The following is a 6,801-nucleotide window of genomic DNA, read 5'->3' as shown; positions in this document are numbered from 1 at the left end:
CTCATCTGAATTCTGCTTGCTGCTTTCCTTTTTGGATCAATTGGATAAAGTCGAGCTCAAGGCCTGCTTCTAAAACTCACACACAGTCAACTTGCTTGCATACAAGAACCATGAAAAAGAATCTTATCGCTTCTGCAATTGCTCTGACCGCTCTTTCCGTTGCTTCCATTGCTGCACCTGCGAAGGCGGCAGAGTCTCTCAAAGAAACTGCTAATGTCGGCATTGCATCCATCGTTGAAGACGGGTCTGGAATGGCCGTTTCCCAAACTGAACCCACCCAGCTTCTGATTAAGCAAGGCTACGACACCTACGGCGCGATCGCCTATTCTCCCTCCACGGGTTACTACGGCGTAGCCTGGGGTTACGACTACCAAAGCGATGCTGAAAACCGGGCGCTGTACGAATGTGGCTACGATGATTGCCAAGTCATGTGGTTTAGCAATGGTTATGGTGCGCTAGCCATCGGCTACAGTAGCTGGGGCGCATCCTGGGGCAACACCGCATCCGAAGCCCAGGCTAATGCCATCGACCTGTGCCGCAGCTATGCCCCCACGGTAGCAGATGCGAACACCTGCTCCATCGAATACTCCCTCTCCTCCTGGTAAGATGAGCGATCGCTTGAGGTGGCCTGACCCATCAACATGCTAGTCCCAGTCAGGCTAACCTCAGCGATATCGAGTTCATAACTTGTTCCTTCGCTTGCTGTTCACAACTTGTCCATAACCATGACGGGAGCCGAATGGCTCCTTTTTTGTCAGCCCTAGAATTTATAGCCCTGTTTTACCCAATAGTGCCAGTCAGCGATCGCCTGCTGAGTTCCTCCATCGGCATCGGGGGCGGCAAGCTGACCTAGGGGGATCGCAAACCTCTGATCATTCCAGGCCGCTTCAACGAGCATGTCGTGCGTACACTGCTCCTTTGGAATCATACGCAGGACTTCAACATGGGTATGCGCCTGAAGCGGAGGGCTCTGAATCTGATTGATTGCCGTAAATGGGAACTGCAGATTTTCTTGTAAGTAGGCATACCAACTCTTTACCTCTTCTTCAGGACTGGAAGAATGTCCCCCAATCCACCGCATAATTCGCTCTTCTCATTGCGTATCCCGTTCTGCTTGAGTCATATCGGTAACCTCCTTGAGGACTCGTGGACTCTCACCTCACCTTCCACTGGAATCTAGAGGACTCATATAGCAACCAAAGGGTTGGTTAGGACAGGTGCAGGGTTGCTCCACCACCACCACTGCCATATCAACCGTCAAGACGGGTAAAGCGGTAGGAATGGAGAGACTTGTTACCCACTATAGGGCTCTGACCGCTGAATCCCGTGCTGCCTCGAGTGACTACAGCTAGATATCCGTTTTGTGTTTTGAAGTTTTCGGTTCGAGTTGACCATGCATTGATCGGATAATACCTCCAGCATCGCATTTATAGTCATCTCTCTGCTACTGATTGTCCCAGGGAACCTCGTGCAATCAGACACTCGATACCTATTTTTTGAAATACGCCTTATACACCTCTTTGGCTACGGGCACGGCTGCCACACCGCCGTATCCGCCATTTTCGACAATCACCGCCACCGCAATTTGGGGATTATCAGCGGGAGCATAGCCGACAAAGAGCGCATGGGATTCTTGACCTAGCACTTCGGAGGTTCCCGTCTTGCCCGCTGAGGGAGGAATCGATCCATCATTCAAGACCTGAGCAGTTCCTCGTTGCACGGTCGCTTTTAAGCCTGCCTGAATGACCGAGATTACGTCAGATGCGATGCCCGTGGGTTCGGGGTGCATGTCGGGTAAAGCCGTCTCAGACGTCAATAAGTGGGGATGAACGCGGGATCCCCCATTGGCGATCGCCGCCACCATCACGGCAAGCTCCAGCGGTGTCACCTGTACCAAGCCCTGACCGATGGCCGTACTCACCGTATCGCCCACATACCAAGGCTCTCCAAAAATCGTTTCTTTCTGGGCCGGAGTCGGAATCATGCCCGGTGTGAAGCCCAGTAACCCCATGTCGGAGGTAGTGCCAATGCCCAAAATGCCGCCCCATTTGGCGATCGCCTCCGGGCCAACGGCCATGCCCACCTGATAGAAAAAGGTATTGCTGCTGTAGGCGAGAGCATCCACAAAGCCGATGGTTCCATAGCCCTGCTTACTGTGTTCCCAGAATTGGGTATCGCCTACGGTGATAAAGGCTGCCGTGCCGAGTACCGACCCAGGATTAAACTTGCCCGATTCCATTCCGGCAACCGACGTCACAATCTTGAAGGTGCTACCAGGCGGATAGGGCTGCAAGGCACGGTTCAAAAATGGCTGATCCCCTTCGTGAAGGCTGTTCCATTCCGCCTCCGTAATCCGATGAGTAAAGATATTGGGATCAAAGGCAGGCGTAGAGGCTAAGGTGAGCACTGCTCCCGTACGGACATCCAAGGCCACAACAGCGCCCCGTCTTGCCCCAAGCGCTCGTTCTGCGGCAGTCTGCATCGCGGCATCGAGGGTCAGTTGAACGGTGCTGCCCGATTGAGCAGGTTGAGTGCCCAAAAGCTGATGCTCTTTGCCACGGGCGTCTACTTCAACTAATCGATTTCCCCACACGCCCGCTAAGCGATCGTTCGCGAACTGTTCGACCCCCATTTTGCCGACGATCATGCCACTGGGATAGTCCGGGTGAGCCTGCATATCCTCTTCGCTGGCTTCGCCCAGGTATCCCAACGCATGGGCGGCTAGTTTTCCCTTGGGATACACGCGGCTTGTCTCAGGAATGATTTCTACCCCTGGCCATTGCTCTGACTTTTCCGATATGGCGACGAAGGCGTTGGGATTAAGCTGTTGGGCAATGCGAACGGGCAGGGGGGAATCATACCCCACCGTTTCCAGACGTTGCAGGATTTCAGGAACAGGAATACCGACAATCGGACTGACCTGCGCGGCAATCTGCTGCCAGGCTTGCGGTGAATGCTGCCGAGGCCAGAAGTAGAGCGATCGCGACAGTTGGTTAGTTGCTAAATAAACTCCATTGCGATCGACGATGTTGCCGCGATCGGCGCGTAGCGGGATCATCCGAATTCGATTGGCTTCGGCGCGTTCCAGATTCTTCTGACCATCAATCAACTGAAGGTGGATGAGGCGATAGGTACATCCTCCCATCAGCACGGTGATCACCATCATCAACCAGGCTGCCCGTTGGAAAAGATGCTCCCGGAACTCACCCGATTTTGGGGCGGAGGACGTGGTAGGAGTTGGCTTGCGATCGCGAGGAATAAAGACAACGCCTGTTGCCATAGTTTTGAACCTTTAGGGAATGTTATGGGGAAGAAACACGCAGACCGGCAGAGATCAGCGTATTAAAAGCGGTAGTCAATCACGATACCTGGATTGCAGTCGTTAGATGGAGAGTGGTAGGAAATTCCCCTTTGCTAGCAGCCTCATGCTCACTAAACCTAGGGGGAGTCATTTAAAACCGACTTACCCTTCCTCTTTACTCACCGATCGCAGGAGCAGTTCGGGATATCTTGCAGCCCTGTATTTTGAAATGGACTGAACTTGGAATTCAGTTGGGAGGGGGGATGCACAAATTCAATTACCGCAGGAACCTAGCTGCTCACATCTCGTTGTAAACCCAGGGGGATTCATGTCCGTAGCCACACTTTCATGACCTCTTTGCCCCTATGAATCGCTATGTAGCGATCCGCTTTTCTTGTCTGGCGGACAAGATTATGTTGGACTGCTCGCTATTATGCCTAATGGTTTGGGGGTCGTCTGTTCTTAAAGGAACAGCCGATCGTCTCTCGTTCAAGAGAGTTTAGAGTCAGCCCAGACATCGCTTAGCTGAGTTATCTACAACGACTTACAGCAGGAGCATCAAGCATCATGTGAGCCTTGTAGTAGGCATGTCCAAGGCTCTCAAGTTGTTTTGTGCCGAAGCCTCCCGGTTTGGGTTCGGGGGTATCGAATAATGACAGAAAGGGCGCGATCGCATTGTCTAAACGTAGGTTGATTATGGGACTTGGTGAACTATATTCGCCGATCCCTCTGAATCTGTGCTGTGACGCCGATCATTTATACGAAAGCTTAAATTTTGAACGATAGTGATTAAAGTTTATAGAAACAGCATCCTTGGCTCCGCTGCAGTTTCCGTGGTTTCTGGTTGGTAACGGGTAGGTATGTTTAATCCCACAACGACGCTGATTAACGAATTTGTACAAGAGCTGCAAATCGGCTATGAGCAAAATTATGGCGGGCTAAAGCCAGACTACGCCAACATCATTAGCTGGTCGGGACGGATGGCACTCGAAAATAACGCCCTCTACCACAACATTGAACACACTCTGCTCGTAACCCTAGTGGGTCAGGAAATTTCGCGCGGTAAACACATTCGCGAAGGGGGAGTATCCTGCGAGGATTGGCTGCACTGCATGATTTCGCTACTGTGTCACGACATTGGCTATGTGAAAGGGGGTTGTCGGCAAGATGGAAATGGGCGCTATGCCACTGGAATCGGTGAGGACGTCATTCATTTACCGAAGGGCGCAACGGATGCCAGCCTCGCACCGTACCATGTGGATCGCGGCAAGCTGTTTATATAGCTGTTGCCAGCTAGCCATATCAGTTGATCAACGCTGAAATCATCAAGCGCAACATCGAACTGACTCGGTTCCCCGTTCCCGAAGATGGGGATCACGATGAGACAACGACCTTTCCGGGATTAGTCCGAGCCGCAGATTTAATTGGTCAGTTGAGCGATCCCCGCTACCTCAACAAAGTTAGCGCCCTGTATTACGAATTTGAGGAAATTGGGTTCAATCAGAAAATGGGATATTCCACTCCCGATGACTTACGCCGAGACTATCCTGGTTTTTACTGGAATGGCATTTACCCCTACATTCGCGGCTCCTTGGCCTATCTTTCCCTTACCCGGGAAGGGAAACAAATTATTGCCAATCTGTACTCTAACGTCTTTGTGGTGGAATATGAACATATTGGCGATCGCCCCTTGTTGATGCCTCAAGGCTGGAACGCCATAGAACGATAGGACGGGAGAATAAGGATGAGTGCGTTTGGAGTGGTGCTGGTCACGGTTCCGTCCCAGGAGGAGGCGATCGCCCTAGCCCGATCCCTCGTAGAACAGAAGCTAGTCGCCTGTGCAAACCTATTCCCAGTGCAATCTATTTACACGTGGGACGGGAATCTCTGCGAAGAGCAGGAATGGCAATTGATCTTGAAAACCCGACTGGATCGCTTTTTTCAGCTTGAGCACGCGATCCGAGAACAGCATTCCTACGACGTACCTGAAATTATTGCCCTGCCGATTGTGAATGCGTCCGATCCCTATTTGCAGTGGATCGAAGCCCAAACCTCTCCCCATCCGTTATTTTGACGCTCTATACCGTTTGCAATTCCTGATGCGTCAGCAGCGATTGCATTGATTTCAGCTCACCCGCCAGCAAAATGCGATCGCGCTCCACAATACCCAAGACTTTGGCAGGATGGTCACGATCAACCACAGGCAAGAAGTGTAGCCCTCGACTATCCATTCGGGTGATTGCCTGGGCTGCCGATTCATCCGGGTAGGCAATCAGAATTTCCTTGGTGGCAATGTCGCTTAGGGTTAATCCCAGAGGCGATCGCCCAGTTCCGCTGAGTCCACGTTTGATGTCGGTTAGGGTCACGATCCCCACAGGGCGATCGCTCGGATCGACCAAAATCGCCGCCCGCACCGATTCTCCCACCATTGTTGCCCCCGCATCCACAATCGGTGTAGATAACGGCAGCATCAAGTAGGTAGTGTTCATGACATCCTGGATCTGCACGGAGGCCAGGAGATCCTGAGCCGTTTCCTTGACCAGGCTGACTCCCATCTGAGCCAAATCCAGACTTTGAACGGATTGTCGTGCTTTAATCCACTCTGCGCCTTGAACGCTAACCCCTACCGCCACCATTAGGGGCAGGATGATCAAATAGTTCTTGGTGAGTTCAAACAGCAGCAAAATTGCGGTGAGCGGCGCTCTGACCGTACCCGCTAAAACCGCAGCCATGCCCACCATAGCGTAGGCGGGAGGAGGGGCGATGTGATCAAATCCGGGGGGCAGGGCGATCGCCAATCCTTGACCGTAGAACGATCCCAAACAGGCCCCCAGAAACATGGCCGGAGCAAAAATGCCGCCCACGAGGCCGCTGCCGGAACTAATGGCCGTTGCCAAAAGCTTGGCTCCCAGCAGGAGAGCGAGGGTCGCTAACGGCCAGGAATCGCCACTCAAAATCACGTTGAACGATCCGTAGCCCACGTCCAAGACCTGAGGCAATAGGAGGGCGATCGCGCCGACCACTAACCCACTCAGCACAGGTTGAAAGACGGGCGGAATCGTACTGAGCCACTGCAATGCAGCCACTTCACCACGAAAGCTCGCCTGACATCCCCGCACGATTTGCGTGAAGAGCAGCGAGACACCGCTGGCTAGAACCCCTAGGCCAAAGTAGTAAATCCACTCCCATGGACTTAAGACCTGATAGGCAGGTAGGGTAAAGGCCGGATGCACTCCCAACAGCGTGCCGGAGACGAGAGAGGACACAACGGATGAGAGTAGGATGAGACTGGCAGCAGAGGTGGTGAAACTGGTTCCCAACACGACTTCCAAGGCAAAGAATACCCCAGCAATAGGGGCGTTGAATCCCGCCGCAATGCCTGCCGCTGCCCCCGCCCCCAGAAACAGCCGATAGCGTTCTTTCGACACTCGAAAGGGCTGAGTGACATCCTCCCGACGCTCACCCTATCGGGTAGAGCGCGGGCTTCCCCAGATCGCTCT

Annotated in this window: 4 protein-coding genes and 2 pseudogenes; 3 read left to right on the top strand and 3 right to left on the bottom strand. The window is 52.9% G+C overall.

The window, feature by feature from the left end; genetic code table 11:
- The first annotated feature begins 110 nt into the window (after positions 1-110).
- Positions 111-605: a DUF4189 domain-containing protein gene (locus IGR76_09315; protein ID MBF2078702.1), complete on the top strand. Its 495-nt coding sequence runs from the start codon at positions 111-113 to the stop codon at positions 603-605.
- A 155-nt stretch (positions 606-760) separates the two neighbouring features.
- Here the strand turns inward: IGR76_09315 and IGR76_09310 are convergent.
- A pseudogene (locus tag IGR76_09310) lies at positions 761-1,123 on the bottom strand (calcium-binding protein).
- A gap of 366 nt (positions 1,124-1,489) precedes the next feature.
- Positions 1,490-3,280 (bottom strand): penicillin-binding protein 2, encoded by a 1,791-nt coding sequence (mrdA, locus tag IGR76_09305; protein MBF2078701.1) that lies wholly within the window; start codon positions 3,278-3,280, stop codon positions 1,490-1,492.
- An 881-nt stretch (positions 3,281-4,161) separates the two neighbouring features.
- Here mrdA and IGR76_09300 point away from each other — a divergent pair.
- Positions 4,162-5,030: pseudogene (locus IGR76_09300) on the top strand (metal-dependent phosphohydrolase).
- 15 nt (positions 5,031-5,045) lie between these two features.
- Entirely contained in the window at positions 5,046-5,375 is a 330-nt protein-coding gene (locus IGR76_09295) for a divalent-cation tolerance protein CutA (protein MBF2078700.1), read from the top strand.
- Positions 5,376-5,379: 4 nt separating this feature from the next.
- On the opposite strand, the gene IGR76_09290 is transcribed toward IGR76_09295, so the two are convergent.
- Entirely contained in the window at positions 5,380-6,729 is a 1,350-nt protein-coding gene (locus IGR76_09290) for a chloride channel protein (GenBank protein ID MBF2078699.1), read from the bottom strand.
- Positions 6,730-6,801: the final 72 nt, after the last annotated feature.

It is taken from the genome of Synechococcales cyanobacterium T60_A2020_003 (assembly GCA_015272205.1).
Classification (GTDB): domain Bacteria; phylum Cyanobacteriota; class Cyanobacteriia; order RECH01; family RECH01; genus JACYMB01.
The sequence above is the reverse complement of the archived record's forward strand: the minus strand, read 5'-3'. Positions and strand labels throughout refer to the sequence as shown.

Bases quoted from the DNA above. Each gene is read 5' to 3' on its own strand.
- IGR76_09315 (MBF2078702.1), top strand. From the start codon at position 111: ATGAAAAAGAATCTTATCGCTTCTGCAATTGCTCTGACCGCTCTTTCC.
- mrdA (MBF2078701.1), bottom strand. From the start codon at position 3,280: ATGGCAACAGGCGTTGTCTTTATTCCTCGCGATCGCAAGCCAACTCCT.
- IGR76_09295 (MBF2078700.1), top strand. From the start codon at position 5,046: ATGAGTGCGTTTGGAGTGGTGCTGGTCACGGTTCCGTCCCAGGAGGAG.